Origin of the sequence: Streptomyces hydrogenans (assembly GCF_014656075.1) — a bacterium.
Taxonomy (GTDB): domain Bacteria; phylum Actinomycetota; class Actinomycetes; order Streptomycetales; family Streptomycetaceae; genus Streptomyces; species Streptomyces hydrogenans.
In genome coordinates this window covers 26568-53121 of record NZ_BNBS01000031.1, presented here as the reverse complement: position 1 = coordinate 53121, position 26554 = coordinate 26568, and the positions used below count along the sequence as shown (strand labels likewise).

At 71.2% G+C, this 26554-nt stretch carries 19 protein-coding genes; 13 read left to right on the top strand and 6 right to left on the bottom strand.

Translation table 11 applies throughout. From position 1 onward, the window contains the following. Window positions 1-108 precede the first annotated feature (108 nt). Both argF and IE321_RS15765 read left to right on the top strand, forming a co-directional pair. The gene (argF, locus tag IE321_RS15770; protein ID WP_043224632.1) at window positions 109-1134 is read left to right on the top strand and encodes an ornithine carbamoyltransferase; all 1026 of its coding nucleotides are present in this window, start codon (window positions 109-111) and stop codon (window positions 1132-1134) included. 237 nt (window positions 1135-1371) lie between these two features. Continuing rightward, window positions 1372-2805, top strand: coding sequence for an amino acid permease (locus IE321_RS15765; RefSeq protein WP_190223353.1), 1434 nt, complete (start codon window positions 1372-1374; stop codon window positions 2803-2805). Here IE321_RS15765 and IE321_RS15760 read toward each other — a convergent pair. The 3 genes from IE321_RS15760 to IE321_RS15750 form a co-directional block, all read right to left on the bottom strand. Next, a complete protein-coding gene (locus IE321_RS15760; protein WP_190223352.1) occupies window positions 2759-3286 on the bottom strand; it encodes an ATP-binding protein in 528 nt (175 codons plus the stop codon). The genes IE321_RS15765 and IE321_RS15760 overlap by 47 nt on opposite strands. A gap of 230 nt (window positions 3287-3516) precedes the next feature. Then, window positions 3517-4338 carry a PaaX family transcriptional regulator gene (locus IE321_RS15755; protein WP_190223351.1) on the bottom strand — a complete coding sequence of 274 codons (822 nt, stop codon included), beginning with the start codon at window positions 4336-4338 and terminating at the stop codon, window positions 3517-3519. 99 nt (window positions 4339-4437) lie between these two features. Beyond that, window positions 4438-6105, bottom strand: a complete 1668-nt coding sequence (locus tag IE321_RS15750; RefSeq protein ID WP_190223350.1) for an AMP-binding protein — start codon at window positions 6103-6105, stop codon at window positions 4438-4440. 576 nt (window positions 6106-6681) lie between these two features. Between IE321_RS15750 and IE321_RS15745 the strand changes: the two genes are divergently transcribed. Together IE321_RS15745 and IE321_RS15740 are read left to right on the top strand one after the other, a co-directional pair. Further along, window positions 6682-7095: a RidA family protein gene (locus IE321_RS15745; protein WP_043224628.1), complete on the top strand. Its 414-nt coding sequence runs from the start codon at window positions 6682-6684 to the stop codon at window positions 7093-7095. Window positions 7096-7192: 97 nt separating this feature from the next. Next, a complete protein-coding gene (locus tag IE321_RS15740; RefSeq protein WP_079022046.1) occupies window positions 7193-8746 on the top strand; it encodes an MFS transporter in 1554 nt (517 codons plus the stop codon). A 67-nt stretch (window positions 8747-8813) separates the two neighbouring features. Here the strand turns inward: IE321_RS15740 and IE321_RS15735 are convergent, their stop codons facing one another. Continuing rightward, window positions 8814-10343, bottom strand: a complete 1530-nt coding sequence (locus IE321_RS15735) for a helix-turn-helix domain-containing protein (protein ID WP_043224518.1) — start codon at window positions 10341-10343, stop codon at window positions 8814-8816. 96 nt (window positions 10344-10439) lie between these two features. After that, the gene (locus IE321_RS15730; RefSeq protein ID WP_043224517.1) at window positions 10440-10799 is read right to left on the bottom strand and encodes a VOC family protein; all 360 of its coding nucleotides are present in this window, start codon (window positions 10797-10799) and stop codon (window positions 10440-10442) included. 958 nt (window positions 10800-11757) lie between these two features. On the opposite strand from IE321_RS15730, the gene acnA reads away from it, so the two are divergent. Further along, window positions 11758-14472, top strand: a complete 2715-nt coding sequence (gene acnA / locus IE321_RS15725; RefSeq protein ID WP_043224516.1) for an aconitate hydratase AcnA — start codon at window positions 11758-11760, stop codon at window positions 14470-14472. Between the two features lie 82 nt (window positions 14473-14554). On the opposite strand, the gene IE321_RS15720 is transcribed toward acnA, so the two are convergent. Further along, entirely contained in the window at window positions 14555-15490 is a 936-nt protein-coding gene (locus IE321_RS15720) for an FG-GAP repeat domain-containing protein (RefSeq protein WP_190223348.1), read from the bottom strand. Window positions 15491-16006: 516 nt separating this feature from the next. Here IE321_RS15720 and ngcE point away from each other — a divergent pair. The 8 genes from ngcE to dxs all read left to right on the top strand — a co-directional run bounded on the left by ngcE (window position 16007) and on the right by dxs (window position 26462). After that, entirely contained in the window at window positions 16007-17455 is a 1449-nt protein-coding gene (gene ngcE / locus IE321_RS15715) for an N-acetylglucosamine/diacetylchitobiose ABC transporter substrate-binding protein (protein WP_043224515.1), read from the top strand. Window positions 17456-17555: 100 nt separating this feature from the next. Then, window positions 17556-18485, top strand: a complete 930-nt coding sequence (locus IE321_RS15710) for a carbohydrate ABC transporter permease (RefSeq protein ID WP_043224514.1) — start codon at window positions 17556-17558, stop codon at window positions 18483-18485. Next, a complete protein-coding gene (locus IE321_RS15705) occupies window positions 18485-19417 on the top strand; it encodes a carbohydrate ABC transporter permease (RefSeq protein ID WP_190223347.1) in 933 nt (310 codons plus the stop codon). Before IE321_RS15710 ends, IE321_RS15705 begins: the two co-directional genes overlap by 1 nt. 158 nt (window positions 19418-19575) lie before the next feature. After that, complete coding sequence (locus tag IE321_RS15700; RefSeq protein ID WP_043224512.1) at window positions 19576-20796, top strand: ROK family transcriptional regulator; 1221 nt, start codon at window positions 19576-19578, stop codon at window positions 20794-20796. Window positions 20797-20917: 121 nt separating this feature from the next. Continuing rightward, a complete protein-coding gene (locus IE321_RS15695; RefSeq protein WP_043224511.1) occupies window positions 20918-21982 on the top strand; it encodes a sugar ABC transporter substrate-binding protein in 1065 nt (354 codons plus the stop codon). A gap of 267 nt (window positions 21983-22249) precedes the next feature. Further along, the gene (locus tag IE321_RS15690; RefSeq protein WP_043224510.1) at window positions 22250-23029 is read left to right on the top strand and encodes an ATP-binding cassette domain-containing protein; all 780 of its coding nucleotides are present in this window, start codon (window positions 22250-22252) and stop codon (window positions 23027-23029) included. A 32-nt stretch (window positions 23030-23061) separates the two neighbouring features. After that, window positions 23062-24336: a sugar ABC transporter permease gene (locus IE321_RS15685; protein ID WP_226651496.1), complete on the top strand. Its 1275-nt coding sequence runs from the start codon at window positions 23062-23064 to the stop codon at window positions 24334-24336. Between the two features lie 206 nt (window positions 24337-24542). Continuing rightward, a complete protein-coding gene (dxs, locus tag IE321_RS15680; protein ID WP_043224507.1) occupies window positions 24543-26462 on the top strand; it encodes a 1-deoxy-D-xylulose-5-phosphate synthase in 1920 nt (639 codons plus the stop codon). The last annotated feature ends 92 nt before the right edge of the window (window positions 26463-26554 follow it).

Genomic DNA, 26554 nt, shown 5'->3' with positions numbered 1-26554 from the left:
GTATACACTTCCAGCGTTCGTGCGGCTCCTCGCCGTGCGGCGCCCCGCCGCGCGGCCCGTTCCCCGTGCGGCCCGTCCCCGTCCGCACCCACCCGAGGAGCGCCCACCATGGCCCCTGACCTCTCCGGCCGCCACTTCCTCAAGGAGCTGGACTTCACCGCCGAGGAGTTCCGCGGCCTGATCGACCTCGCCGCCGCGCTCAAGGCCGCCAAGAAGGCCGGCACCGAGGTGCGCCGGCTGTCCGGCAAGAACATCGCCCTGATCTTCGAGAAGACCTCGACCCGCACCCGCTGCGCCTTCGAGGTCGCCGCCGCCGACCAGGGCGCCTCCACCACCTACCTCGACCCCTCCGGCTCCCAGATGGGGCACAAGGAGTCGGTGAAGGACACCGCCCGCGTCCTCGGCCGGATGTTCGACGGCATCGAGTACCGGGGCGACAGCCAGGCCACCGTGGACGAGCTGGCCGAGTTCGCCGGCGTCCCCGTCTTCAACGGCCTGACCGACGACTGGCACCCCACCCAGATGCTCGCCGACGTGCTCACCATGACCGAGCACAGCGCCAAGCCGCTGGAGTCGATCACCTTCGCCTACCTCGGCGACGCCCGCTTCAACATGGGCAACTCCTACCTCGTCACCGGTGCCCTGCTCGGCATGGACGTCCGGATCGTCGCGCCCGAGGCGTACTGGCCGGCCGAGGAGGTCGTCGCCGCCGCCCGTGAGCTGGCCGAGGCGAGCGGCGCCCGGCTCACCCTGACCGAGTCCGTCGCCGAGGGCGTCCTGGGCGCCGACTTCGTCGTCACCGACGTGTGGGTCTCCATGGGCGAGCCCAAGGAGGTGTGGGACGAGCGGATCGCCGCCCTCTCCCCGTACTCCGTCACCATGGACGTGCTGCGCGCCACCGGGAACCCGGACGTCAAGTTCCTGCACTGCCTGCCCGCCTACCACGACCTCGGCACGAAGGTCGCGCGCGAGGTCCACGACCGGCACGGGCTGACCGAGCTGGAGGTCTCCGACGAGGTCTTCGAGTCGGCCCACTCGGTCGTCTTCGACGAGGCCGAGAACCGGCTCCACACCATCAAGGCCGTCCTCGTCGCCACCCTGGCCGGCCCCGCGCCGACGCCCGCCGGGTCGTAGCGCCGCACCCGCCGGTCGTAGTGCCACGCCCACCAGGGCATGGCTTTGCGGCTGATTGGGTGAATATGCGGCGTACGGTCTACCATCGCATCGTTCAGGGGGGTCCGGGCATACATGCCCGGACCCCCCTCACGCATGCGCGCCCGGCCGCGTGACCGGACGTACGGCCGGGCGTGAGAGACCCGATGTACGGCCGGTCGGCCCGCCGGATGCAAGACCAGAGAGAAGAAGCGCCGCATGTTCTCGCGGATCAAGTCCCCCCAGCAGCTGATCGCCGAATCCGGCGCCGACCTGGAGGGACACGGCCTCAAGCGCACCATGGGCCTCTTCCAGCTCGTGTGCTTCGGCGTCGGCGCGATCGTCGGCACCGGCATCTTCGTCGGCCTCGCCGACAGCGTCGCCGAGGCGGGCCCCGCCGTGGTCGTCTCCTTCGTCCTGGCCGCGATCACCTGCGTCTTCACCGCGTTCTCCTTCGCCGAGCTCGGCGGAGCGATCCCGGTCTCCGGATCGTCCTACTCCTTCGCCTACGCGAGCCTCGGCGAGCGCGCCGCCTTCCTCGTCGGCTGGTGCCTGCTCCTGGAGTACGGCGTCTCCGTCTCGGCCGTCGCCGTCGGCTGGAGCCAGTACCTCGACGAACTCCTCCACAGCCTCACCGGCCTGCGGCTGCCCGAGGCCCTCGCCGCCGGTCCCGCCGAGGGCGGGGTGATCAACCTGCCCGCCGTGGTCGTCATCCTGATGGCCGCGACGCTGCTGGTCCGCGGCGTCCGCGAGAGCGCCCGCGCCACCGCCGCCATGGCGGTCCTGAAGATCGGCATCCTGATCGTCTTCTGCGCGATCGGCTTCTCCGCCTTCGAGGCCGGGCACCTCTCGCCGTTCGCCACCGAGGGCATGGCCGGCATCACGGCCGGCGCCTCGGTCGCCTTCTTCTCGTACATCGGCTTCGACGCCATCACCACCGCCGGCGAGGAGGTGAAGAACCCGCGCCGGAACATCCCGCTGGCGATCCTCATCTGCATCGGCCTCGTCACCGTGCTCTACTGCGCGGTCGCCCTCGCCGCCATCGGCGCGCTCGGCGCCGACGAGGTCGCCGGCAAGCCCGCCGCGCTCTCGCTGGTCGTCGACCAGGTCACCGGCTCGTCCGTCGGCGGCGGCGTCATCGCCTTCGGCGCGGTCGTCGCCATCGCCTCCGTGGTGCTCGCCGTGATGTACGGCCAGACCCGCATCCTCATGGCGATGTCCCGCGACGGCCTGATGCCCCGGATCCTCGAACGGGTCTCCCCGAGGACCTCCACCCCCGTCGCCAACACCTGGATCGTCGCCGCCGTCTTCGCCGTCCCGGCCGCCTTCGCCCCGCTCGACGTCGTCGTGGACCTCACCACCATCGGCACCCTCGCGATCATGGCCGTGGTGAACCTCGCGGTGATGGTGCTGCGCCGCCGCGAGCCCGGCCTCGGCCGCTCCTTCAAGGTGCCGCTCTACCCGCTGAGCCCGGTCCTCGGCATCGGCTTCTGCCTCTACCTGATCTGGGGCACCGGCTGGCGGACCTGGCTGGTCTTCGCCTGCTTCCTCGTCGTCGGCGCCGTCCTGTACGCCGTCTACGGGCGCCGCCACTCCCGTCTCGCGCTCACGCCCGCGGCGGACGCCGCTGGGCGGGCAGCCGGGGGAGCGTGAACCACACGGCCTTGCCGTGCGCGGTCGGGCGGTGGCCGCAGTCGCTGCTGAGCGCCCGGATCAGCAGCAGCCCGCGGCCGTGCTCCTGCCAGGGGTCGACCTCGGCGTCCGGATCCGGACAGACCAGCTGCCCGGGGCGGGCCGGATCCGGGTCGTGCACCTCGATCTGACAGCCGCCCGGCGCCGCGAACAGCTCCACGACCAGCTCGATCGCTCCCTCGCCCGAGGTGTGCTCGACCGCGTTGGCCACCAGCTCGGCGGTGAGCAGCTCCGCCGTGTCGCGGTCGGGCCGGCCGGACCGGTCCGGCCCGCCGTGCCCGTCGGCGGCGCCCGGCCCGTCGGGGTCGATCTCTCCGAGCGCGGTGCGGATCAGGGCGCGGGCCATCGGGACGGCGGCGGTGGTACGGGGGAGGTGGACGCGCCAGGTGGCCCCGGGCTCGGCGGCCGGAGGGCCGGGTGCGGGGCCGGTGAGTTCGGGCATGGGGGCGGATCCCTTCGCCGGGTGGTGGCGGGCGGGCGTCCGGATGGCGGGGGAGCGGAAGCCGAGACGTCCGGGTTTCAACCCTATAGGGGGGCAAGATCCAGCCACAGAGGCCCCCCGCCCGGCCCGGAGGGACCCAGGTCCTCCCGGCCCGGGACCTTGGACGAGCCGCCGAGCGGGAGGGCTTTCGGCGGGCAGGGGCGTGCGGGCGCTGTCGTCCCGGCCTCCCCCTACAGGTCCTTCTCCACCGCCCGGACGTACTCCGCGCCCCGCTCCCACAGCAGCGCGTGCAACGCGGCGAAGACCTCCGCCGAGCGCTGTCCCGGCCAGTCGGGGGGCAGCAGCTCGGGCGGCAGGACCGGGTCCGCGTACGGCAGCCGGCGCCAGGCGTCGAGAGTGAGGAGGTAGTCGCGGTAGGCGTCCTCCACCGTGCCCGGGGCCGCCCGCCAGGCCGCGAGGACCGGCTCGTGACCGGCCAGGAACTCCTCGTGCAGCCGCGCGATCGCGGGCAGGTCCCACCAGCGGGCCACCGCCTCCGCCGTCGCCGTGTAGCCGAGGTGGTCGCCCCGGAAGAAGTCCACGTACGACGAGAGCTCCAGCCGCTCCAGGGCGTGGCGGGTCTCCTCGTACAGCCGGGCCGGCGCGATCCAGACGCCCGGCGCCGCCGTCCCGAAGCCCAGCCGGGCGAGCCGGGAGCGCAGCAGGTGCCGCTTGTGCCGCTCCTGCTCGGGGACGGAGAAGACGGCGAGGACCCAGCCGTCCGCCAGGGACGGCTCCGTCCTGGCGTAGATCCGCCGGTCGCCGTCCTCCAGGAGCCGGCGCGCGTCGTCGGAGAGTGCGTAACCCGCCGAGCCGTCCGGGGTCCGGCGGGGCAGCAGCAGCCCGCGCCGCTTGAGCCGCGAGACGGAGGAGCGCACCGAGGGGGCGTCCACGCCGACCGCGGCGAGCAGCCGGATGAGCGCGGCCACCGGCATCGGCGTCTCCTCCGACGGTCGGCCGTAGGCGCCGTAGAGCGAGACGATGAGGGAACGGGGGGTGTGCTGCTCGGCCACGTGATCACTTTAGGCCGTTCCGGGCCGCCCCGGCGGTCCGGTCCGCGGCGCGGTCGGGTCCGGCGGCGGCGGGATCCGAGGTCGCGGGGCCGTTCCGGATCAGCCGCGCAGTCGGCGGCGCTGGATTTTGCCCGTGGCGGTGCGGGGGAGCGCGTCCACGAAGACGACGGCGCGGGGCGACTTGTACGGGGCGAGGCGGGCGCGCACGAAGGAGCGCAGCGCGGCGGCGGTGGCCGGGTCCCGCGCGACCCCGTCCCGCACCACCGCGTAGGCGACGACGATCTGGCCGCGCAGCGGGTCGGGGCGGCCCACGACCGCCGCCTCGACGACGTCCGGATGGCCGAGGAGCACCTCCTCCACCTGGGGCCCGGCGATCGTGTACCCGGCCGAGATGATCATGTCGTCGGCGCGGGAGACGTACCGGAACCGGCCGTCGGGCTCCCGGACGTACCGGTCGCCGGTGACGTTCCAGCCGTTCCGCACGTACTCCGTCTGACGGGGGTCGGCCGGGCGCGGGCCGGCCGCCGAGCGGTGCCCGGTCGGGTGGGGGTCGGCCAGATAGCGGCAGCCCACGGGGCCGCGCACGGCGAGCAGCCCCTCCCGGCCGTCGGGGACGGGCCGGCCGTCCGGGCCGAGGACGGCGGCCTGCCAGCCCGGCACGGGGCGGCCGGTGGTGCCGGGGCGGCTGTCGGCGTCGGCGGCGGCGACGAAGATGTGGAGCAGTTCGGTGGCGCCGAGGCCGTTGATGAGCCGCAGCCCGGTGCGGGCGTACCAGCCGGTCCAGACGGCCTCCGGGAGGTCCTCGCCGGCCGAGACGCAGCGGCGCAGCGAGGACAGGTCGGCGGGGGAGCCGCCGTCGAGGAGGCCGAGCATCACCCGGTAGGCGGTGGGCGCGGTGAAGAGCACCGAGACCCGGTGCCGGCCGATCGCCGCGAGCAGCTGCTGGGGCCCGGCCCGGTCGAGCAGCACGGCGCTGGCGCCCGCGCGGAGCGGGAAGACCAGCAGGCCGCCGAGGCCGAAGGTGAAGGCGAGCTGCGGGGAGCCGGCGAAGACGTCGTCCGGGCGGGGCCGCAGGACCTCGGCGGAGAAGGTGTCGGCGGCGGCCAGGACGTCCCGGTGGAAGTGGACGCAGCCCTTGGGGCGGCCGGTGGTGCCGGAGGTGAAGGCGATCAGGGCGACGTCGTCGGCGGCCGTGTCCGCCGCGCGGTAGGGGCGGGCGGGCCCGCGCCCGGCGCGGGCGAGGAGGTCGCCGGGCCCGCCGCCGCCGTACGGGACGACCGTCAGGCCCGGGACGCGGGCGGCGCGCAGTTCGTCGAGCGCCCCGGCGTCGCACAGGGCGAGGGAGCAGGCGGCCGTCCCGGCGACGACGGCCAGCTCGGCGGCCCGCTGCTGGGCCGGGACGGTGACGGCGATCCCGCCGGCCTTCACGACGGCGAGCCAGCAGGCGGCGAGCCACGGTGTGGTGGGCCCGCGCAGCAGGACGCGATGGCCGGGCCGCAGTCCCAGCTCGCCGGTGAGCACCCGGGCGACGCGGTCCACGCGCTCGCGCAGCTCACCGTAGCTCCAGCTGCCGCCCTCCCCGTCGTGGAAGGCGGGCCGCCCGGCGCCGAACCGTTCCGCCGTCCGGTCGAGGAGTTCGGCGGCGCAGTTGAGCCGTTCGGGGTAGTCGAGCCCGGGCAGCTCGAAGACCAGCCGCGGCCACTGCGCGGCCGGCGGCAGGCGCTCGCGGGCGAAGCCGTCGACGTGCCCGGAAGGCGTCAGCTCCACGGTTCCGGCCCCTCGCCCCGGAGGCGTATCGTGACATTGACGGACGTCATGGAACCGCGACGCGACCGGGCCGCCGCGCCGCCTGGTCCGGTCCGCCGACGGCGACCGGGACGCCCGGGGGCGTCGAAGAGGGCCCACATGCCCGCATTCTCACCCGATCCGTCCGCCGCGACCCGCCGACCGGCGTGCGGCTCCGGGCGCGAGGCCCCGGCGGCCGGCGTACGGCTCCGAGCGCGAAGCCCCCGTGGCTGGCGTACAGCCCTGAGCGCGAAGCCCCCGTGGCTGGCGTACGGCTCCGGGCGCGAAGGCCCGGCGACCGGCGTGCGGCCCCGGGCGCGAAGCCCCGGCGACCGGCTTACGGCTCCGAGCGCGAAGCCCCGGAGCCGTACGCCGGTCGCGGGTTCCGAGCCGCGGCTCTCCGGCGTGCGCCCCGGGCGGTCAGGCAGCACGGTGGGAAGCACAGACGACGGGAGCGCGAGGGAGACGGCACGGCCGTCCCTCCCCGCCGTGAGGACTCCCGACCCCGGCGCGGAGTCCTGACCGGTGGGGACTCCCGACCCGTGAGGAGCCGCCCCGATGAGCCTGCACCGCCACAACCCCGCGGAACTCCCCCCGCCGGCCGGCTTCTCGCACGCGGTCACCGCCAACGGCAGCCGGCTGGTCTTCCTCTCCGGGCAGCGGGCGCTCGACAGCGCCGGCGCCGTCGTCGGCACGACGCTGACCGAGCAGTTCGCCACGGCGCTCGGCAACCTCCTCACCGCGCTGCGGCACGCGGGCGGAGGCCCCGCCGACCTGACCCGCGTCACGGTGTACACGACCGACGTGGCGGCCCACGGCGCGGACTCGGCCGAACTGGGCCGGATCTGGCGCCGGATGGCGGGCCGCGACTATCCGGCGATGACGGTCGTGGAGGTCGCACGGCTCCGGGAGGAGGGGGCGCTCGTCGAACTCGACGGCATCGCCGTGCTGGAGGAACCGGGCGGTGCTTGATCGACTGGTCGCCCCGGAGGGGCGGGCTTAGGGTCGAATGGTGGATCGACCGGTCCACGGCTCCTGTGGTGAGGGCGCGACGCGCCATGAACGAATCATGAGCAGTACACCGAAGCCGACGACCCCGGCGGTGGACTCCACGCCCACCGGCAAGGGCGACGGCAAGGGCATCGCCCTGTTCGTCATCGCCTCCTGCCAGCTGATGGTCGTTCTCGACATCACCATCGTCAACATCGCACTGCCGCACATCCAGAGCGATCTCGACTTCTCGACCACCAGCCTCTCCTGGGTGGTCAACGCCTACACGCTGACCTTCGGCGGTCTCCTCCTGCTCGGCGGGCGGGCCGGCGACATCCTCGGCAGGCGCCGCGTCTTCATCTTCGGCGTGCTGCTCTTCGGATTCGCCTCCCTGCTGGGCGGGTTCGCGCAGGAGGGGTGGCAACTCCTCGCGGCCCGGGCCCTCCAGGGCGTCGGTGGCGCGATCGCCTCGCCGACCTCGCTCTCCCTGATCACGACCACCTTCGAGGAGGGGCCCGAACGCAACCGGGCCTTCGGCGTGTTCGCGGGCGTGTCGGCGGCCGGTGGCGCGATCGGACTGCTCGCGGGCGGCGTGCTCGTCGAATGGCTCGACTGGCGCTGGATCTTCTTCGTGAACGTGCCGATCGCCGTGATGATCGCGATCCTGACCCCCCGTCACGTCAGGGAGTCCGAACGCCATCCGGGCCACTTCGACCTGGCGGGCGCGCTCACGTCGACCCTCGGCATGGTGGCGCTGGTGTACGGCTTCATCCGCGCGGCGCAGGAGGGCTGGAGCGATCCCTGGACGATCGCCTCGTTCTGCGCGGCGGTCGTGCTCCTCGTGACCTTCATCCTGGTGGAGCGCAGGAGCCGGCAGCCGATCACCCCGCTGCACATGTTCGCCGACCGCAACAGGGCGGGCACGTACGGCATGATGCTCTGCCTGGCGGCGGCGATCTTCGGGATGTTCTTCTTCCTGACCCTCTTCGTGCAGCAGGTCCTGGGCTTCAGCCCGCTGGAGGCGGGCCTCGCCTTCCTGCCGGTCAGCGCGGTGATCGCGGTCGTGGCCGGCATCACCTCCCAGCTGCTGCCGAAGTTCGGCCCGAAACCCTTCATGGTGCTGGGCTCGCTCTGCCTGGCCGTGGGCCTGTCCTGGCTGACCCTGACGGACGTCCACTCCACCTACGCGGGCTCGATCCTGGGACCGATGCTGGTCTTCAGCGCCGGCATGGGCCTGATGTTCGTCTCGCTGACCCTGATGGCGCTCTCCAACGTCCAGCCCGCCGAGTCCGGCGCCGCCTCCGGTCTCCTCAACGCGACGCAGCAGGTGGGCGGTTCGCTGGGCCTGTCCATCCTGGTGACGGTCTTCGGCACCGCCAGCCGCAACGAGGCCGACGAGCAGGTCCCCGCCTTCCTGGCCCAGGCGGGCCCCCTGGAGAAGGCCCGCTTCGCCGAGACCGGTCAGCTGCCGCCCCCCTGGGGCGACGAGGTCCTCACCTCCGGCGTCTCCGCCGGCTTCATCGTCGCCGCGGCCTTCGCCATCGTCTCCTTCCTGATAGCCGTCTTCGCCATCAAGGTCCGCCCCTCCGACATCGAACGCCTCAAGGGCGGCGGCATGATGCCGGGCGGCTGACGCCCCCCGCACGACGGAAGGCCCCGCCGGGACGGCGGGGCCTTCCGTCGTGCGGGGGGCGGCGGGCTCAGATGTCGCGGAAGATCTCGATCTGCGCGCCCACCGAGTTCAGGCGCTCGGCCAGGTCCTCGTAGCCGCGGTTGATGACGTAGACGTTGCGGAGGACGGAGGTGCCTTCGGCGGCCATCATCGCGAGGAGGACGACGACGGCGGGGCGGAGGGCGGGCGGGCACATCATCTCGGCGGCGCGCCAGCGGGTGGGGCCCTCGACCAGGACGCGGTGGGGGTCCAGGAGCTGGAGGCGGCCGCCGAGGCGGTTGAGGTCGGTCAGGTAGATGGCGCGGTTGTCGTAGACCCAGTCGTGGATGAGGGTCTGGCCCTGGGCGGTGGCCGCGATGGCCGCGAAGAAGGGGACGTTGTCGATGTTGAGGCCCGGGAAGGGCATCGGGTGGATCTTGTCGATCGGCGCCTCCAGCTTGGAGGGGCGGACCGTCAGGTCGACGAGCCGGGTGCGGCCGTTGTCGGCGGCGTACTCGGCGGAGCGGTCGTGGTCGAGGCCCATCTCCTCCAGGACCGCGAGCTCGATCTCCAGGAACTCGATCGGCACCCGGCGGATCGTCAGCTCGGACTCGGTGACGACGGCGGCGGCGAGCAGGCTCATCGCTTCGACCGGGTCCTCGGAGGGGGAGTAGTCGACGTCGACGTCGATCTCCGGGACGCCGTGCACGGTCAGTGTGGTGGTGCCGACGCCGTCGACGCGGACGCCCAGCGCCTCCAGGAAGAAGCACAGGTCCTGGACCATGTAGTTGGAGGAGGCGTTGCGGATGACGGTGACGCCGTCGTGGCGGGCGGCCGCCAGGAGCGCGTTCTCGGTCACGGTGTCGCCGCGCTCGGTCAGCACGATCGGGCGGACCGGCGCCACGCCCTGTTCCACCTGCGCGTGGTAGAGGCCCTCGGTGGCGGTGATGTCCAGGCCGAAGCGGCGCAGCGCGATCATGTGCGGCTCGATCGTGCGCGTACCGAGGTCGCAGCCGCCGGCGTACGGCAGCTTGAAGCGGTCCAGGCGGTGCAGCAGCGGGCCGAGGAACATGATGATGGAGCGGGTGCGGATGGCGGCCTCGGCGTCGATGGACTCCATGTCCAGCTCGGCCGGCGGCACGATCTCCAGGTCCACGCCGTCGTTGATCCAGCGGGTCCGGACGCCGATGGAGTTGAGCACTTCGAGGAGGCGGAAGACCTCCTCGATGCGGGCGACCCGGCGCAGCACCGTGCGGCCCTTGTTGAGGAGGGTGGCGCAGAGCAGCGCGACGCAGGCGTTCTTGCTGGTCTTGACGTCGATGGAGCCGGAGAGGCGGCGGCGGCCGACGACGCGGAGGTGCATGGGGCCGGCGTAGCCGAGGGAGACGATCTCGCTGTCGAGCGCCTCGCCGATGCGGGCGATCATCTCAAGGCTGATGTTCTGGTTGCCGCGTTCGATCCGGTTGACCGCGCTCTGACTGGTGGCCAGAGCCTCGGCGAGCTGCGTCTGGGTCCAGCCGCGGTGCTGCCGTGCGTCACGGATGAGCTTGCCGATGCGTACGAGGTAGTCGTCTGCCATGCCGTCACGTTATCTCAGATATGAGATGCAACGATCATTGGGGTGCGGCATTCGAGTGACGTGTCGTTACGTATGAGGTTATATGACCGGTTTGGTCTACGTGGGGAGGTCGATGGCCGTGGGGTGTCGCGGCTCGTACAGCGGAACCTCCGTGCCGCTCGGCAGCCGTACCGCCGCGAGCAGCCCCCACCCCTGGTCGGTGATGGCCCGTGAGATCTCCGCGCCCTTGTCCTCCAGCGTGGTGAGGGTGCGGGCGATGTCCTCGCACATCAGATAGACCTCGGGCCGCGAGCCGCCCTCCCCGACCGGGTGGACCGCGAGCTCGGCGGGCGGCAGCCGGAACACCAGCCACCCCCGCCCGGCGTCCACGTGCGGGAACCCGGCGACGTCCTTGAGGAAGGCCCGGTCGGCCTCCGCGTCCCGGCTGTAGAGGGTGATGTGCGCGCCGCTGAACATGGACCGATCGTCGCCCCGCCCCACCCGCGCGGCAACGCGCGCGCGTCCGAACGGAGGCGCGGAAGGATCCCGGCTCGGGTCCGCTTCGGCTCCCCGGTGGGCGCCGGCGTCCAGGGGTCGCGCGAGCGCACGTACGGCAGCCCCGGCCTCCCCGGCGGGACGGCCCCGGCCGCGAACGCGCCCGCCCCCCCCGCACAGCCGCTCCCCGGGGTGGTGGTCCGGCCGCAGGGCGTGGAGGGCGAAGGCGGATCCGGCGTGCCGGGTCACCCGCAGCGGCTCCCGCCCGCCGGAGCGGCGCAGGACGTACGAACCCGTCGACGCGAGCTCGCCGTCCAGCGGCGGGACCTCCTCCGGCGGGTGCGGCCGGACCTGCCCCCCTTGCGGGTGTGCGGCTGGAGACGGACGGCCTCCCCGCCGCCGGGCGGGACCGGCGCGACCGCCCGCGTCGGCGCGGAGTCGTGGGCGAGCGACTGGCGGTCCGGCCCGTCGGCGGGTGGTTCGGTCGGCCCGACCCGGGAGCCGTCCGCCCGGTCGAGGTGGACCGCCGGCGCCGCCGGCGCGTCCGGCCGGGTGGGGATCAGCGCGAGACCGTCGGTGTCGACCCGCACGAGACCGTCGGTGTCGACCCGCGCCGGGCCGCGCGTGTCGCCTTCTCCGGGTCCGGGTCCTCGCCCCCCGCGTGCGCGGAGCAGCCCCCGGATCGCCCCCGCCGCCCCGTCGCCCGTGGCCGTGCGCGTACGCGTCCGTCCGGCCCGCCACGTGAGATCGCGGGGCGGCCGGGCATGACCGACGGCCGGGGATGCACTAGAGTTATCTCGACATCGAGATAACTGCTGACGGCGCACTGCGGCCGCCTCCCCGGTAAGGGTTACCTAACTTAGCCTTACCTTAGCGGATCGGCGAGAAGCCGTGGCGGCAGCATGACGGTAGTACGCGCACATTGATGAAGGAGACTGTCGTGTCGGCGAACAGCTTCGACGCCCGCAGCACGCTGCGCGTGGGCGACGAGTCGTACGAGATCTTCAAGCTGGACAAGGTCGAGGGCTCCGCGCGCCTCCCTTACAGCCTGAAGGTCCTCCTGGAGAACCTGCTCCGCACCGAGGACGGCGCGAACATCACCGCCGACCACATCCGGGCCCTGGGCAACTGGGACTCGCAGGCCCAGCCGAGCCAGGAGATCCAGTTCACGCCGGCGCGCGTGATCATGCAGGACTTCACCGGTGTCCCCTGCGTCGTCGACCTCGCCACCATGCGCGAGGCCGTCGCCGCGCTCGGCGGCGACCCGGCGAAGATCAACCCGCTCTCCCCGGCCGAGATGGTCATCGACCACTCCGTCATCGCCGACAAGTTCGGCACCAACGACGCCTTCGCGCAGAACGTCGAGCTGGAGTACGGCCGCAACAAGGAGCGCTACCAGTTCCTGCGCTGGGGCCAGACCGCCTTCGACGACTTCAAGGTCGTCCCCCCGGGCACCGGCATCGTCCACCAGGTGAACATCGAGCACCTGGCCCGCACGGTCATGGTCCGCAACGGCCAGGCGTACCCCGACACCCTCGTCGGCACCGACTCCCACACCACCATGGTCAACGGCCTCGGTGTGCTCGGCTGGGGCGTCGGCGGCATCGAGGCCGAGGCCGCCATGCTCGGCCAGCCGGTCTCCATGCTGATCCCGCGCGTCGTCGGCTTCAAGCTGACCGGCGAGCTGCCCACCGGCACCACCGCCACCGACCTGGTGCTGACCATCACCGAGATGCTGCGCAAGCACGGCGTCGTCGGCAAGTTCGTCGAGTTCTACGGTGAGGGCGTCGCCGCCACCTCCCTCGCGAACCGCGCCACCATCGGCAACATGTCGCCCGAGTTCGGCTCCACCGCCGCGGTCTTCCCGATCGACGACGAGACCCTGAACTACCTCAAGCTCACCGGCCGCTCCGCGCAGCAGGTCGCGCTCGTCGAGGCGTACGCCAAGGAGCAGGGCCTCTGGCTGGACCCGAAGGCCGAGCCCGACTTCTCCGAGAAGCTGGAGCTCGACCTCTCCACGGTCGTCCCGTCCATCGCCGGCCCGAAGCGCCCGCAGGACCGCATCATCCTCGCGAACGCCGCCGAGCAGTTCGCCCAGGACGTGCGCAACTACGTCGACTCGGTCGACGAGGCGGGCCAGGAGTCCTTCCCGGCCTCCGACGCCCCGGCCGTCTCCAGCACGATCCCGTCGAACCCGGTCGAGGTGACCGCCCCCGACGGCTCGACCTACACGCTCGACCACGGTGCGGTGACGGTCGCGGCCATCACCTCCTGCACCAACACGTCGAACCCGTACGTCATGGTCGCCGCCGCGCTCGTCGCGAAGAAGGCCGTGGAGAAGGGCCTGACCCGCAAGCCGTGGGTCAAGACCACCCTCGCCCCGGGCTCGAAGGTCGTCACCGACTACTTCGACAAGGCGGGCCTCACCCCGTACCTCGACAAGGTCGGCTTCAACCTCGTCGGCTACGGCTGCACCACCTGCATCGGCAACTCCGGCCCGCTGCCGGAGGAGGTCTCCAAGGCGGTCAACGACCACGACCTCGCCGTGACCTCGGTCCTCTCGGGCAACCGCAACTTCGAGGGCCGCATCAACCCCGACGTCAAGATGAACTACCTGGCGTCCCCGCCGCTGGTCGTCGCGTACGCCCTCGCGGGCTCCATGAAGGTGGACATCACCACGGAGGCGCTCGGCACCGACACCGAGGGCAACCCGGTCTTCCTCAAGGACATCTGGCCCTCCGAGGCCGAGGTGAACGACGTCGTCGCGCACGCGATCGGCGAGGACATGTTCGCCAAGTCCTACCAGGACGTCTTCGCCGGCGACGCCCAGTGGCAGGCGCTGTCGATCCCGACCGGCAACACCTTCGAGTGGGACACCGAGTCCACCTACGTCCGCAAGCCCCCGTACTTCGAGGGCATGACGATGGAGACCACCCCGGTCACCGACATCACGGGCGCCCGCGTGCTCGCGAAGCTCGGCGACTCGGTCACCACCGACCACATCTCCCCGGCCGGCGCCATCAAGGCCGACACCCCGGCCGGCAAGTACCTCACCGAGCACGGTGTGGAGCGTCGTGACTTCAACTCCTACGGCTCGCGCCGAGGCAACCACGAGGTCATGATCCGCGGCACCTTCGCCAACATCCGCCTGCGCAACCAGATCGCGCCGGGCACCGAGGGCGGCTACACCCGCGACTTCACCCAGGCGGACGGCCCGGTGTCGTTCATCTACGACGCCTCGCAGAACTACCAGGCCGCCGGCACCCCGCTGGTCATCCTGGGCGGCAAGGAGTACGGCTCCGGCTCGTCCCGCGACTGGGCCGCCAAGGGCACCGCGCTCCTCGGCGTCAAGGCCGTCATCACCGAGTCGTACGAGCGCATCCACCGCTCGAACCTCATCGGCATGGGCGTCCTCCCGCTCCAGTTCCCGGCCGGCCAGTCGGCCGACTCGCTGGGCCTGACCGGCGAGGAGACCTTCTCCATCGCCGGCATCACCGAGCTGAACGAGGGCACCACCCCCAGCACGGTGAAGGTCACCACCGACACCGGTGTCGAGTTCGACGCGGTCGTCCGCATCGACACCCCCGGTGAGGCGGACTACTACCGCAACGGCGGCATCATGCAGTACGTGCTCCGCAACCTGATCCGCGGCTGAACACCCCGCTGATCCGGTAGCAAGCGGGAAGGGCCCCGCTCCTCTTCGCGAGGAGCGGGGCCCTTCCGTCGTACCGGGACGATCAGAACATCGCGCGGAAGCCGTTCCAGCCCGAGGTGCCGATCTTGACGCGGCCGGAGTACGGCGAGGTCGAGCTGCCCTTGCCCTTGTACAGGTACAGCGCGCCGGAGCCGTCGCGGGCCACCAGGTCGGCCCGGCCGTCACCGGTCAGGTCGCCGGACGAGACCAGCAGGTTGTACGTGTTCCAGCCCGAGCCGATCCGGGTGCGTCCGGTGAACGGCGAGGTGCGGCTGCCGGTGCCCTTGTACAGCCACAGGACGCCGTCGCGGTCGCGGGCGACGATGTCGGCCTTGCCGTCGCCGCTCACGTCGCCCTTGCCGGCGATCTGGGTGTAGGCGTTCCAGCCGCCGCCGATGCGGGTGCGCTGGGTCAGTGCCGCGTTGCTGTAGGCCAGGTAGTGCCACAGGACGCCCGCGCTGTCGCGGGCCAGGATGTCCTCCGACGCGCCGCCGCCCGTGTTGCCGGCCGAGATGACCTTGTTGTAGATGTTCCAGCCGCCGCCGAGGTCACGGAGCGGGCCGCCGTCCGTGTAGTTCAGCCGGCCGTCGCTGCGGACCGCGTACCAGCCGTCAGACTGCTTGTAGCCGTACTGGTTGAGCTGCGCGTCCACGTCGGACTGGTTGAAGTGCTTGTACGAGGTCCAGCCGTCGCCGGACTTGTCGGCGAGCCGCTGGATGCCGCCGCCGCTGACGGGGATGTACCCCCAGATGTCACCGGCGCTGTTCACGCCGTACAGGGGGTTGAGCGGGGCCCCGGTGGTCGCGGTCGCCGCGAAGGCCGACACGCGGTCCGACTGCTGCGTGGGCGCGGGCTTGAAGGTCGGACCCGGCTCGGCCGCCACCGCGGCCGTCGTGGTGGCCACCAGGGCGGCGGTCACCGCGGCGACCGTGACGCGGGCGAGCACGCCCGTGCGGTTCAGGCCAGAAGTCTTGGCCACGTGATCTCCAGATCAGAATCGAGAACAGAACTGCACGAAACGCCACCGAACTCGGCCCGGTTCGGCGGGTTTTCCCCCGTTTCCGCCCGCCCGGCAGCGACTCCGTACATGACAGGAAGACGGTGGGGGAGCCCCTGCGGTTCCAGCCATCCCGCAACTTCCTTCGGGGCCCGTCCGTTTCGCCGGATTGCGAATGGACCATTCAGCTTGTGAACGCATCACGGAGGGGTGTGTTCCGGTCGGGCGGGGCAGTCTCCCGGCGGGGGCTCCGGGGAAATGCCCGAGGTCTCAACTCGGGAAAGATGCCCGAGGAATGCTGCTTTCGATCTTGCTCCCGCCGAGGGAAGTGGACTATACCTGTCGGCGTCCAGCCCGTCGGATTCTTCCGGCGCAGGCCCGACGCCTGCACGACCCAGCTGCAAATGACCGCGGTGGCGGGGCCCTTCGCCGGTGGCGAGACGAAGTACGGGCGACCGGTACACCGCCTGAGTCCTGAATGAAGGCGAGGACTTGAGCATGGGATCCACCTCCGCCCACTCGAACGAGGGCGGCCTCGGCCGTCGCGATCTGATCAAGCGTTCCGCCGCTGTCGGTCTGATCTCCGTCCCGGCCATGGGCTTCCTCTCCGCCTGCGCCAGCGGCGGCGGCGAGACCAACGACAAGGTCGAGAAGGGCGTCAAGTCCGAGAAGAACCCGCTCGGGGTGAATGAGTCGGCAGAGCTCGATTTCTTCCTCTTCGACGGCGGTTTCGGCCAGCAGTACGCCAAGGACGCGATCAAGCTCTACGAGACGAGCTACCCCAAGGCCAAGGTCAAGTTCACCCCGACCCAGAAGATCACCACCGAGCTCCAGCCGCGCTTCAACGGCGGCAACCCGCCGGACCTGATCGACAACTCCGGCGCCGAGCAGATGGACATGGGCGTCCTCGTCGGGCAGAAGCAGCTCACCGACCTCACCCCGCTCCTCGACGCGCCCTCCGTGGACGACCCGAGCAAGAAGGTCCGCGACACCCTGCGCCCCGGCATCATCGAGATGGGCCAGTTCGACGGCCAGCCGTGCTGGATGCTCAACTACGCCTACACCGTCTACGGCGTGTGGTACTCGCAGAAGCTGCTCGACTCGCTCGACGCCAAGTACCCCGAGACCTGGGACGAGATGCTGGCCGTCTGCGAGAAGGCCAAGAAGAAGGACATCGCGCCCTGGACGTACGCGGGCAAGCACCCGTACTACCTCCCCTTCTCGCTCTACCCGATGATCGGCAAGGTCGGCGGCCGCGAGGTCCTCGACGCGATCGACAACCTGGAGCCGAAGGCCTGGGAGCACCCGGCCGTCAAGGCGTGTTTCGAGGCGTACTACGAGCTCCAGCGCAAGGGCTACATCCTCCAGGGCACCCCCGGCCTCGACCACATCCAGTCGCAGACCGCCTGGACCGAGGGCAAGGCCCTCTTCATCCCGAACGGCTCCTGGGTCGAGAACGAGGCCGCGAAGACGATGCCGGCCGACTTCGGCCTCGCCGTCTCCGCCCCGACCGGCCTCGACTCCTCCGACAAGATGCCCTTCGGCACCATCTGGGCGGCCGGCGGCGAGCCCTTCATCGTCCCGGCGAAGGCGAAGAACCCCGAGGGCGCCATGGAGCAGCTGCGCATCATGCTCAGCGAGGCCTCCTCCAAGAGCTTCACGCAGTCCGTGAAGTCCCTCAGCGCGCTCAACGGCGGCACCGACGGCATCGAGCTCTCCCCGGGCCTCAAGTCCGGTGTGGCGGCGCTGGAGAAGGCCGGCACGAACGTGGTGAACCCCCGCCTCCAGGACTGGTACGTCGCCCTCCAGAAGGAGAAGATCGGCGTCGCCGGCATCGGCGAGATGATGGCGGGCCGCGCCACCCCGGCCGAGACCATCAAGAAGATCCAGAAGTTCGCCGACGAGGCGGCGAAGGACCCGAACATCAAGCACTACAAGCACCAGTGAGCTGTGCCGGGGCCCCTTCCCGCCGACCGGGAGCGGGCCCCGGCCCCTCGGCGCGCGGCGCCGCGGCGCGCCCTTCGCCGGAGATCGGGGTCGGTTAGGCATGCAGCACGGCAAGTACCGTTTCATCGTGGGGTTCCTGGTGGTTCCCCTGGCGCTCTACACGCTTTTCGTCATCTGGCCGTTCGTCCAGTCCATCTACTACTCGCTCACGGACTGGAGCGGGCTGAGCCCGGAATTCGGCTTCATCGGATTCGACAACTACACCAGGCTGTTCGAGGACGAGATCTTCTGGAAGTCCCTCCAGCACAGTCTGACCTTCGCGGTCGTCCTTCCCCTGGTGACCGTCGGATTCGCGCTGTTCCTCGCTTTCATGCTGAATGTGGGCGGCCGGCGGAGGAAGGGGGCCGCGGTCACGGGTGTGCGCGGTTCGTCCTTCTACAAGATCGTCTATTTCTTCCCGCAGGTGCTGTCGATCGTGATCGTGGCGCTGCTCTTCCAGTTCGCCTACAACCCGAACAGCGGGGCCATCAATTCGTTCCTCAAGGCGGTCGGGCTCGGCAGCATCCAGCCGGACTGGCTCGGTGATCCGAACCTCGCCCTGATCTGCGTCATGGTGGTGCTCGTCTGGTCCACGGTCGGCTTCTTCGTGGTCCTCTTCTCGGCGGGCATGGCGTCCATTCCGCGCGATTTCTACGAGGCCGCGCTGCTGGACGGCGCCAACCGCTTCACCACCTTCTTCCGGATCACCCTGCCGCTGCTCTGGGACACCGTGCAGTCCGGCTGGATCTACATGGGCATCCTCGCGCTCGGCGCGGAGTCCTTCGCGGTCGTGCAGATCATGACCGTCGGCCCCAACGGCGGCGGGCCCGACTACTCCACCATCGTCATGCCGCTGTACGTGTACCAGAAGGCGTTCCGGGACGGTCAGGCCGCCTACGCCACGACCATCGGCGTCGCGCTCCTCCTCGTCACCCTCGCCTTCGCGGCGGTCGTGATGAAGCTGGGCCGGCGCGAGCGGCTGGAGTTCTGATGAAGACCACCGACACCCCGCCGACCGGCGACGCGCAGATCCCCGCCCCCCGCGCGGCCGAGGGCCCCGCGGTGACCAAGGTCGCGGCCCCCGTCAAGGAGAAGCGCGAGGGCGGCGTCCTCAACGTCTTCTCGCACGGTGTGCTGATCATCTGGGCGATCATGGTGGTGATGCCGCTGCTCTGGGCGGTCATGACCTCCTTCAAGACCGACCGGGCGATCTTCACCTCGCCGTGGTCGCTGCCGGACGCGCTGCACTTCGACAACTGGTCGCGCGCCTGGACCCAGGCGCACATGAGCGAGTACTTCCTGAACACGATCGTGGTGGTCGGCGGTTCGCTCGTGGGCACCCTGCTGCTGGGCTCGATGGCGGCGTACGTGCTGGCCCGCTTCGAGTTCCCCGGGAACCGCTTCCTCTACTTCCTCTTCATCGGGGGGATGAGCTTCCCGATCATCCTGGCGCTGGTGCCGCTCTTCTACGTGATGCAGAACATGGCCCTGGTCAACACCCTGCACGGGCTGATCCTGGTCTACATCGCGTACTCGCTGCCCTTCACCGTCTTCTTCCTGACCGCCTTCTTCCGGACCCTGCCGACCTCGGTGGCGGAGGCGGCCTTCATCGACGGGGCCTCGCACACCCGCACCTTCTTCCAGGTGATGCTGCCGATGGCCCGGCCGGGCCTGATCAGCGTCGGCATCTTCAACTTCCTCGGCCAGTGGAACCAGTACCTGCTGCCGACGGTGCTCAACACCGACCCCGACAACAAGGTGCTCTCGCAGGGCCTGGTGCAGCTCGCGGTCAGCCAGGGCTACAAGGGCGACTGGTCCGGGCTCTTCGCCGGCCTGGTGATGGCGATGCTGCCGGTGCTCGCCGCGTACATCGTCTTCCAGCGGCAGGTGGTGGCCGGACTCACCGCCGGCGCCGTGAAGTAACCCCCGCGACGGCTGGAGCGCTCCCACGCTCCGCACGGCCCCCCGCACGCGTCCGCGTGCGGGGGGCCTTCGGCTGTTCCGGGTCTTGACGGGAGTGAAGGCGAAAGCGTCCCCTTAGAGTTCACATGTTGGAGAAAACGGTGGGAGTGAGAGAGTCGATGGAGACTCCGGGGTCGCAGACGTCTCTGCACAGGGCCAATCTCGAGCGGGTCGTGCGCGCCGTCCGGATGGCCGGTTCGCTGACCCAGGCGGAGATCGCCCGGGCGACGGGACTGTCGGCGGCGACCGTCTCCAACATCGTCCGGGAGCTGAAGGACGGCGGCACGGTCGAGGTGACCCCCACCTCGGCGGGCGGCCGGCGGGCCCGCAGCGTCTCGCTCTCCGGCGACGCGGGCATCGTCATCGGCGTGGACTTCGGCCACACCCATCTGCGGGTCGCGGTGGGCAACCTCGCCCACCAGGTGCTCGCCGAGGAGTCCGAGCCGCTCGACGTGGACGCCTCCGCCGCGGAGGGCTTCGACCGGGCGGAGCAGCTGGTCAACCGGCTGATCGAGGCCACCGGCATCGGCCGGGACAAGGTGATCGGCGTGGGTCTCGGCGTGCCGGGCCCCATCGACGTCTCCTCCGGCACGCTCGGCTCGACGTCGATCCTGCCGGGCTGGGGCGGCATCAACCCGGCCGAGGAGCTGTCCGCCCGGCTCGGGGTCCCCGTCCACGTCGACAACGACGCCAATCTGGGCGCGCTCGGCGAGCTGGTGTGGGGGAGCGGGCGGGGCGTCAAGGACCTGGCGTACATCAAGGTGGCGAGCGGTGTCGGCGCCGGTCTGGTGATCGACGGGCGGGTCTACCGGGGGCCGGGCGGCACGGCCGGCGAGATCGGCCACATCACGCTCGACGAGTCGGGCCCGGTCTGCCGCTGCGGCAACCGCGGCTGCCTGGAGACCTTCACGGCCGCGCGGTACGTGCTGCCGCTGCTCCAGCCGAGCCACGGGCCGGACCTCACCATGGAGCGGGTGGTGCAGCTGGCCCGCGAGGGCGACCCGGGCTGCCGTCGGGTCATCGCCGACGTGGGCCGCCACATCGGCAGCGGCATCGCCAACCTTTGCAATCTCTTGAACCCGAGCCGGGTCGTGCTCGGCGGCGACCTCGCGGAGGCGGGGGAGCTGGTGCTCGCCCCCATACGGGACTCGGTCGGCCGGTACGCGATCCCGAGCGCCGCCCGCCAGCTCTCCCTTGTGCAGGGGGCCCTCGGGGCCCGGGCGGAGGTGCTGGGGGCGCTCGCCCTGGTGCTGAGCGAGATGGGCGATTCGACCCTGCTCAGCGGGACAGAGGGAGCATTTCCGGCGGCCGGTCCGGCCTCCGTGCCTGCCTTCACTTAGAGAACGCTAACCACCGTTGTCATCTCGTTAAGTTTTCACTTCTTGACGGCGGGGTTACGGCCGAGTTGACTTCGTGGCACCTCGGCCGCACCGTCGCGGCCTCGTCAGGGAGGCACCCCACATGAACGCAATGACCCGTCGCGTCGTCATAGGCACGGCCGCGGTCTCGATGGCCCTCGCCCTCTCCGCCTGCGGCAAGGCCGGCGGCGGTGACAGCGAGGACAAGGGCAGCTCGACCAAGATCGGTCTGCTCCTCCCGGAGAACAAGACCGCGCGGTACGAGTCGCTGGACAAGCCGCAGTTCGAGAAGGCCGTCAAGGACGCCTGCGGCGACTGCGAGGTCGTGTACAACAACGCCGTCTCCGACGTCGTGAAGCAGAAGCAGCAGTTCGACCAGCTCATCGCCGACGGCGTGAAGGTCATCGCGCTCGACCCGGTCGACTCCGCCAAGGCGGCCGGCTGGGTCAAGGAGGCGAAGGACAAGGGCGTCAAGGTCGTCGCGTACGACCGCGCGATCGAGGGCGCGGACGCCTACGTCAGCCACGACAACAACAAGGTCGGCGAGCTCCAGGGCCAGGCGCTCCTCGCCGCCCTCGGCGACAAGGCCGCCTCCGCCCAGATCGTCATGATCAACGGCGACGAGAAGGACCCGAACGCCGGTCTCTTCAAGAAGGGCGCGCACACCGCCCTCGACGGCAAGGTCGGCAAGATCGCCTACGAGGCCTCGGGCGAGTGGGACCCGAAGGTCGCGGGCGAGAAGATGGCCGCCGCCATCTCCTCCGTCGGCAAGGACAAGATCGGCGCCGTCTACTCCGCCAACGACGGCATGGCGGGCGGCATCGTGACCTCCCTGGAGAACGCCGGCATCAAGGGCATCCCGGTCGGCGGCCAGGACGCCGAGGTCGCGGGCATCCAGCGCATCGTCGCCGGCACCCAGACCTTCACCATCTACAAGAGCCCGCTCCAGCTGGCCCCCGAGGCCGCCAAGTTCTCGGTCAACCTGCTCCAGGGCAAGGACCTCGGCGCCCAGGGCGAGACGGACGGCGTGAAGTCCACCCTCTTCCCGCCGGTGGTCGTCGACAAGACCAACATCCAGTCCACGGTGATCAAGGACGGCATCTACGCGGCCGCCGACATCTGCTCCGCGGACCTCGCCGCCAAGTGCGCCGAGCTGGGCATCAAGTAGGCCCTCGGGGGCCTGTCCGCCGGACAGGCCCCGCCGGTCCCGGAACTCCCGGGCCCCGCACCCCTCCTGCCGGACCGTCAGCCCCGGCAGGACGCGGACCGCGCCCGTCCCCGTGACGCGGCTCCGCCCCCAGACCCGTCCGGCCCCGGCCGACCCAGACCCCGCTGTCGGTCCGGGGCCGGACGAGCACAGCCCCCCTCGAACTCGGCGCCGTACGGCGCGACATGCCGCTGCCCCCGTCCACGGGCGGCGAAGGAGTTGGTTCACGTGTCCCAGACGCCTGTCCTGGCGTTGCGCGGGATCTTCAAGCGATTCGGAGCGGTCCAGGTCCTCTCCGGTGTCGACCTCGAAGTCCACGCGGGCGAAGTCGTCGCCCTGGTCGGCGACAACGGCGCCGGCAAGTCCACCCTGGTCAAGACGATCGCCGGCGTCCACCCGATCGACGAGGGCGTCATCGAGTGGGAGGGCCGCCCGGTCGAGATCTCCCGCCCGCAGGACTCCCAGAACCTCGGCGTGGCCACCGTCTACCAGGACCTCGCCCTCTGCGACAACCTCGACGTCGTCGCCAACCTCTTCCTCGGCCGCGAGCTCAAGAAGGGCGGCGTCCTCGACGAGGTGGCCATGGAGAAGCGCGCCAAGGACCTCCTCTCGACGCTCTCCATCCGCATCCCCAGCGTCCGGATCCCCGTCGCCGCCCTCTCCGGCGGCCAGCGGCAGGTCGTGGCCATCGCCCGCGCCCTGGTCGGCGACCCGAAGATCGTGATCCTGGACGAGCCGACCGCCGCGCTCGGCGTCGAGCAGACCGCCCAGGTCCTCGACCTGGTCGAGCGGCTCCGCGAGCAGGGCCTCGGCGTCATCCTCATCAGCCACAACATGGCGGACGTGAAGGCCGTGGCCGACACCGTCGCCGTGCTGCGCCTCGGCCGCAACAACGGCACCTTCCCGGTCGCCACCACCACGCACGAAGAGATCATCGCGGCGATCACCGGCGCCACGGACAACGCCGTGACCCGCCGGCAGGCCCGCACCGCGGAGGTAGCCCAGTGAGCACGACCCCCAAGGCGACCGACGAGGCGCCCGTGCCCGAGCCCCGCACCTCCGAGGACGTCGCGGCCGAGACCCCGGCCGCCGCCGCGATCCCCGCCGTCGACCCCCGCCTCCTCGTCCGCGAGCAGGGCTTCAAGGGCTACGTCGACGAGTTCAAGCGCAAGATCCGCTCCGGCGAGATCGGCTCCCTCCCGGTCGTCATCGGCCTGATCGTCATCGGCGTCGTCTTCCAGGCGCTGACCGGCAACTTCATCACCTCGTACAACCTCGACCAGATCACGCTGTACGCGGCCGGCCCCGGCATCATGGCCGTCGGCATCGTCTTCGTGCTGCTGCTCGGCGAGATCGACCTCGCCGTCGGCTCCGTCGCGGGCCTCGCGGGCGCCGTCTGGGGCGTCCTCGCCACCGACATGCCGGATTCCCTCGCGATCCTCCTCGGCATCCTCTCCGGCACCCTCCTGGGCGCCTTCCACGGCCTGGTCTTCGCCAAGATCGGCGTCCCCGCCTTCGTCGTCACCCTGGCCGGCTTCCTCGGCTGGGCGGGCCTCCAGACCTGGGTGATGGGCGAGCGGTCCACCATCCCGACGCCCATCGGCAGCTTCGTCGGCGACCTCACCAAGTACTACTTCGCCGACGTCGCCGCCGCCTACGGCCTCGCCGTCCTGGTGCTCGCCGCCTTCTACCTCGCCCAGCTGCGCGACTCCCGCCGCCGCAAGGCCGCCGAGCTGCCGCACCGCCCGCACAGCGAGATCCTGCTGCGCACCGGCGTCCTCGCGGTGCTCGTGCTGGTCGCCGCGTACGGCTTCAACCAGGAGAAGGGCCTGCCCCTCTCCCTGGTGATCTTCCTGCTGATCCTGCTGGTCACCGACTTCGTGCTGCGCCGCACCACCTACGGCCGTCAGGTCTTCGCGGTCGGCGGCGGCATCGAGGCGGCCCGCCGGGCCGGCATCAACGTCGCCTGGATCCGGACCTCCGTCTTCATGATCTCCGGCACCCTGGGCGCCGTCGGCGGCCTCTTCCTGGCCTCCGCCACCGGCGGCGCGGACCGCTCCCTCGGCGGCGGCAACCAGCTCATGATGTGCATCGCCGCGGCGGTCATCGGCGGCACGTCCCTCTTCGGCGGCCGCGGCAAGGTCTGGTCGGCGCTCCTGGGCATCCTGGTGCTCCAGTCGATCGTCCAGGGCCTCAACCAGCTCAACCTGGAGTCCAACGCCATCCAGTACATGATCACCGGCGCGGTGCTCCTCATCGCCGTGATCATCGACTCCGTCTCCCGCAAGACCCAGAAGTCGGCGGGACGCGCCTGACACGCCGTCTCCGGCGGGGCCCCTGAGGCACGCGCCACACTCGCCCGGCACCGGGAAACCGGTGCCGGGCACCGTCGCGTCCGGAGCAGTACATCCCCCGTGAGGGTGATGCCGCTCCGCCTGGCCCGATGCCCACGATCCAAGACGGAACATTAGACTCGGCAAAATCGGCAAGCTCGACCAGCTCAGAACGCAAGGAGGCACGGGTGGCCCTGCTGACCCGTATCAGGACACCGCGCGACCTGGACCGGCTCTCCCCGGAACAGCTGGACCAGCTGGCCGCGGAGGTCCGGACCTTCCTCGTCGACGCCGTCTCCAAGACCGGCGGCCACCTCGGCCCCAACCTCGGTGTGGTCGAACTGACCATCGCCCTGCACCGCGTCTTCGACTCCCCGAAGGACAAGGTCCTCTGGGACACCGGCCACCAGAGCTACGTGCACAAGCTGCTCACCGGCCGCCAGGACTTCTCGAAGCTCAAGATGAAGGGCGGCCTCTCCGGCTACCCCTCGCAGGCCGAGTCCGAGCACGACGTCATCGAGAACTCGCACGCCTCGACCGTCCTCGGCTGGGCCGACGGCCTCGCCAAGGCGAACCAGGTCCTCAAGAAGGACGACCACGTCGTCGCCGTCATCGGCGACGGGGCCCTCACCGGCGGCATGGCCTGGGAGGCGCTCAACAACATCGCGGCCGCCAAGGACCGCCCGCTCGTCATCGTCGTCAACGACAACGAGCGCTCCTACGCGCCCACCATCGGCGGCCTCGCCAACCACCTGGCCACCCTGCGCACCACGGACGGCTACGAGCGCTTCCTCGCCCGCGGCAAGGACATCCTGGAGCGCACCCCGGTCGTCGGGAAGCCGCTCTACGAGACCCTGCACGGCGCCAAGAAGGGCCTGAAGGACTTCATCGCCCCCCAGGGCATGTTCGAGGACCTCGGCCTCAAGTACGTCGGCCCCATCGACGGGCACGACATCGAGGCCCTGGAGTCCGCCCTGACGCGCGCCAAGCGCTTCGGCGGCCCGGTGATCGTCCACTGCCTCACCGAGAAGGGCCGCGGCTACCAGCCCGCCCTCCAGGACGAGGCCGACCGCTTCCACGCGGTCGGCAAGATCCACCCGGACACCGGCCTCCCGATCGCCACCTCCGGCGCCGACTGGACCAGCGTCTTCGGTGAGGAGATGGTCGCGCTCGGCAAGGAGCGCGCGGACATCGTGGCGATCACCGCCGCCATGCTCCAGCCGGTCGGCCTGGACCGCTTCGCCAAGGAGTTCCCGGAGCGCGTCTTCGACGTCGGCATCGCCGAGCAGCACGCCGCCGTCTCCGCGGCCGGCCTCGCCACCGGCGGTCTGCACCCGGTCTTCGCGGTCTACGCGACCTTCCTCAACCGCGCCTTCGACCAGGTCCTGATGGACGTGGCGCTGCACAGGTGCGGCGTCACCTTCGTCCTCGACCGGGCCGGCGTCACCGGCACCGACGGCGCCTCCCACAACGGCATGTGGGACATGTCGATCCTCCAGGTCGTGCCCGGCCTGCGGCTCGCCGCCCCGCGCGACGCCGACCAGGTCCGCGCCCAGCTGCGCGAGGCCGTCGAGGTCACCGACGCCCCCACCGTGGTCCGCTTCTCCAAGGGCGCGGTCGGCCCGGCCGTCCCCGCCGTGGGCCGGGTCGGCGGCATGGACGTGCTCCGCGAGGCCGGCACCGAGCGGCCGGACGTCCTCCTGGTGTCGGTCGGCGCGCTCGCCCCGATGTGCCTGGAGATCGCCGGTCTCCTCGACCGGCAGGGCATCTCCACCACCGTGGTCGACCCCCGCTGGGTCAAGCCGGTCGACGAGGCCCTCGCGCCGCTCGCCGCGGACCACCGGGTCGTCGTCACCGTCGAGGACAACAGCCGCGTCGGCGGCGTCGGCTCGGCCGTCGCCCAGGCCCTGCGCGACGCGGGCGTCGACGTACCGCTGCGTGACTTCGGCATCCCGCCGGTCTTCCTGGACCACGCCTCCCGCGGCGAGGTGCTGGCCGAGATCGGGCTGACCGCCCCCGACATCGCGCGCCAGGTCACCGGCCTGGTCTCGCGTCTCGACGGACGGTTCGAGGCCGCACGGCAGGCCGTGGAGCCCGCCCGCGACTGATCCCCGCCCCGGCGGGACGGTCACTGCGCGTCAGCATTGGGCCGGTCGGTTCACCCTCCCGGGTGCCGACCGGCCCTTTCGCGTGCATGCTG

Bases quoted from the DNA above. Each gene is read 5' to 3' on its own strand.
- argF (WP_043224632.1), top strand. From the start codon at position 109: ATGGCCCCTGACCTCTCCGGCCGCCACTTCCTCAAGGAGCTGGACTTC.
- IE321_RS15765 (WP_190223353.1), top strand. From the start codon at position 1,372: ATGTTCTCGCGGATCAAGTCCCCCCAGCAGCTGATCGCCGAATCCGGC.
- IE321_RS15760 (WP_190223352.1), bottom strand. From the start codon at position 3,286: ATGCCCGAACTCACCGGCCCCGCACCCGGCCCTCCGGCCGCCGAGCCC.
- IE321_RS15745 (WP_043224628.1), top strand. From the start codon at position 6,682: ATGAGCCTGCACCGCCACAACCCCGCGGAACTCCCCCCGCCGGCCGGC.
- IE321_RS15740 (WP_079022046.1), top strand. From the start codon at position 7,193: ATGAGCAGTACACCGAAGCCGACGACCCCGGCGGTGGACTCCACGCCC.
- IE321_RS15735 (WP_043224518.1), bottom strand. From the start codon at position 10,343: ATGGCAGACGACTACCTCGTACGCATCGGCAAGCTCATCCGTGACGCA.
- IE321_RS15730 (WP_043224517.1), bottom strand. From the start codon at position 10,799: ATGTTCAGCGGCGCGCACATCACCCTCTACAGCCGGGACGCGGAGGCC.
- ngcE (WP_043224515.1), top strand. From the start codon at position 16,007: ATGGGATCCACCTCCGCCCACTCGAACGAGGGCGGCCTCGGCCGTCGC.
- IE321_RS15710 (WP_043224514.1), top strand. From the start codon at position 17,556: ATGCAGCACGGCAAGTACCGTTTCATCGTGGGGTTCCTGGTGGTTCCC.
- IE321_RS15705 (WP_190223347.1), top strand. From the start codon at position 18,485: ATGAAGACCACCGACACCCCGCCGACCGGCGACGCGCAGATCCCCGCC.
- IE321_RS15700 (WP_043224512.1), top strand. From the start codon at position 19,576: ATGGAGACTCCGGGGTCGCAGACGTCTCTGCACAGGGCCAATCTCGAG.
- IE321_RS15695 (WP_043224511.1), top strand. From the start codon at position 20,918: ATGAACGCAATGACCCGTCGCGTCGTCATAGGCACGGCCGCGGTCTCG.